Raw genomic sequence first — 2,973 nt, forward strand, 5'->3', positions numbered from 1 at the left:
AGTTGAAGTCGGTTGTGACGAAGGACCGGCTTGGCATCGGGACGACGCATTTCGAATACGACGCGTTTGGGCGGCGGATTCGGAAGCTCAATGGGAGTTATGCGAGTACGGATTTTCTGTGGGACGGCATGCGGTTGGTGCAGGAGACGTATCACGACCGCCGGGGGGAGGAAGCGCTGACGTATTTGTACGAGTCCAATAGTTATGTGCCGCTTGCTCGGATTGATCAAGGGAAGTCGGCGGCAAACGATGCGGATGTACGAGATACGGTTTACTACTTCCACAACGATATTTCGGGGCTGCCGGAAGAACTGACTGACGCTGATGGCGAGCTGGTTTGGCAGGCTCGCTACAAGGTGTGGGGCAACGCGGTGCAGGAGGAGTGGATCGCCCGGGTGCCAGGGCGGGCGGCACTTGACCATGTGTCACGGCCGCAGAATCTGCGCTTCCAAGGGGAGTACTTGGACCGGGAAACGGGACTGCATTACAACCTGTTTAGGTACTACGACCCCGATACTGGGAGATTTATTACACAGGATCCTATCGGACTTGCCGGTGGGATGAACCTATATCAGTACGCGCCGAATCCGATCAGCTGGATTGATCCGCTAGGGTTAAGTCCGTTAGGTGAAATACAGCAGAAGATAAATTCGATATTTGAAAGTCATTTGCCAGCAATACAGAATATTGATCCCAATGCCACTATTGGCTATAGAGGGAGCGCTGCGAGCGGGATCAGTAAGGCTCATGATCCTGCAATCGCTAGGCCGATCAATATTAATGATTTCGATGTCGATGGTTTTATACAATCTGATTATTTGGCAAATGATCCTGTTTTCACAAACAGGCGGCGAGAGGCTTCGAGGATACCAGGGATTTCTGAGATTGAGCGATCCATTGATAGTGACTTGAGAAAGGCGTTCCCTGGGTTGAGGGAAGAGCGATTCGGGTTTAGAATTTTCAAAACACATGAGCTAAGCGAGCTCGCGAGAAAAGGTGACGGTCAAGTGAAGATTGGGGGGTGCAATAAATGAATTCCAGATCGGGTCGGTGTTTGAGCGTAGTTCTTTTAGAGGACATTGATTTTTCTGAGTTGGTTGGAAAGGTGGAGATTGCATTTGGAGTAAATTTGGCGATAAAAGATAAGGAGGGTCGCTTTATCGCAGAAGGAAGTGCGGATGGTTTTTATATTGAGGTTGTTGATCGGGTTGATCGGTTGGGTGATTTTTTATCTGATGATAATCACGTTGTTGATATTTTCGTTGTGTCGGATGAAAATTTCAATGCTGAATTTGAGAATAAAATAAGGTCAATATTTAAGCGGGGGGCGATTAAGTGGGGGCGCGCGGTATGGTCGAGAATTGGTCGGGAAGAAGGCAGTCGTGAAATATATCCAGATTTGGATTGATCGAAAAACGGAATGCGGTTGGTGCAGGAAGCGTATCACGATCGTCAAATTGAGGAGGCGCTGACGTACTTGTACAAGTCCAATAGTTTCGTGCCGCTTGCGCGGATTGATCAAGGGAAGCCGGCGGCTACCGCATGGAGTTTTTGTAGATGACACGATTGCCACGGCAAACAATGCATGGGATATAGCTGTTAGAGATGGAGTGGCGCCAGTGGTTGGTCAAAAAGGGAAACTGGATTTATGACGTTCCGTATCCAGAAGCAGGCTTGCAGGGGGATTCCGGGGGGCTGCAGGTAATCCAATACTGAGTGCCGTGAGGATAGTGACAAGTCCCGGTGCAAATCAAGTCGTTACGTCGTTTCCGAAGTGGGGCTTTGTGGAAATGAAATATTATGTTGTCGCTGCCTACGATGCCGGGTTTGGTTGCGGTGATGAACTTCACCTTATTAAACTTGGCGATGGTCGAGTTATAGGTTATTCATCGGAGTTCGATGTTTGTACCGTGGATATTGCAGGTGCGTGTGTTGTGGAAAACACCGATCTCGCTAAATGGTTTGCATGGGATGAAGGCTGGAAATGGCGTGCTGCAAATCTGGAGGAAATAAAAAATTTGGGGCTGAGTAAATATCTTGTTGGCTCAAAAAAGGATATGAGAGTCAGTACGAAGATTGATCCGCTGTAAGAGATGCGCATTCCGAATCGAACTGCCATTGGTAGGGGGCGAAACGGGAATCGCTAGAAATGGTCGAAGTTGGGCGCTAATATTTTGGCGAAACACCGTCTCAGCACATTCGCTGGGCTTTCACGTCGTACGCGAGCCGATTACGCTACCTATTCCGATTTTGCCGGAGGCGAAGTAAATGAAGGATTCGGAGAGATTGAGGTTGCTCGGAGGAGGGTTTAAGAATCGTCTTTCGGATCAAGATATAAGTTTTGCTTTGGGCTATATCGATTTTAATGAGGCTCCTTTGGCGCTTGATACTTTGTGTAATTACATTTGCGAGCGTGATATTGGGGTGTCGCAAGAAGAGTATAATGAGATAGTGTCGCTGAATGAGAATTTTGGCTCTCCTCTTGGAAAGGAAATTCTGTCATATTTGAAAAATCTAATTTCCGAGGATCGGTGACGACTGTTTTAATGAATTTAAAAGGAAATTGGCCAACTCTGGCGAACTGTACACGCTAACGATGCGCGGGCCATCGCTGAAGAATCGGGTCAGCTTGAAATACGACGCGCGTGGTGAGGTCGTCGAGGAGTACACGCCGACTGGCTGGCTCGCACGCACCTCCGACGAGCTTGGCAATCGCGTCAGCACGACAATTTCCGGCGAGCGCACGATCGATTGGCTGCATTACGGTTCGGGGCACGTGCACCAGATTCGTTTCGATGGGGCCGCAGTCGCGGACATCGAACGGGATGATCTGCATCGCGAGGTGCTACGGACGCAGGGCAAGCTGACGAGTCATTTCGGGTATGACGCGGTGGGGCGTCGTGCGCGGCACGCTGCGCAGCGAGGCAAGGCGGGCGGCGAGTTGCTTGCGAAGCAGTGGCAATACGATGCAGC

Annotated in this window: 4 protein-coding genes and 1 pseudogene; all 5 read left to right on the forward strand. The window is 49.8% G+C overall.

The features are described from left to right. A partial coding sequence (locus DIE15_RS38085; RefSeq protein ID WP_311772003.1) for an RHS repeat-associated core domain-containing protein occupies positions 1 to 1,034 on the forward strand: 1,034 nt, incomplete at its 5' end. Between the two features lie 20 nt (positions 1,035 to 1,054). Then, a complete protein-coding gene (locus DIE15_RS36470) occupies positions 1,055 to 1,408 on the forward strand; it encodes a hypothetical protein (RefSeq protein WP_124835864.1) in 354 nt (117 codons plus the stop codon). Between the two features lie 382 nt (positions 1,409 to 1,790). Next, positions 1,791 to 2,090 carry a hypothetical protein gene (locus tag DIE15_RS36475; protein WP_124835865.1) on the forward strand — a complete coding sequence of 100 codons (300 nt, stop codon included), beginning with the start codon at positions 1,791 to 1,793 and terminating at the stop codon, positions 2,088 to 2,090. 178 nt (positions 2,091 to 2,268) lie between these two features. Beyond that, positions 2,269 to 2,535, forward strand: coding sequence for a MafI family immunity protein (locus tag DIE15_RS36480; RefSeq protein ID WP_124835866.1), 267 nt, complete (start codon positions 2,269 to 2,271; stop codon positions 2,533 to 2,535). Between the two features lie 94 nt (positions 2,536 to 2,629). Further along, positions 2,630 to 2,973, forward strand: a pseudogene (locus DIE15_RS36485) (RHS repeat protein); the annotation flags it as partial.

Source organism: Burkholderia sp. Bp9031, from assembly GCF_003857965.1.
Lineage (GTDB): Bacteria > Pseudomonadota > Gammaproteobacteria > Burkholderiales > Burkholderiaceae > Burkholderia > Burkholderia ambifaria_A.

Excerpts from the sequence above, each read along its gene's own strand:
- DIE15_RS36475 (WP_124835865.1), top strand. The coding sequence starts at position 1,791 with ATGAAATATTATGTTGTCGCTGCCTACGATGCCGGGTTTGGTTGCGGT.
- DIE15_RS36480 (WP_124835866.1), top strand. The coding sequence starts at position 2,269 with ATGAAGGATTCGGAGAGATTGAGGTTGCTCGGAGGAGGGTTTAAGAAT.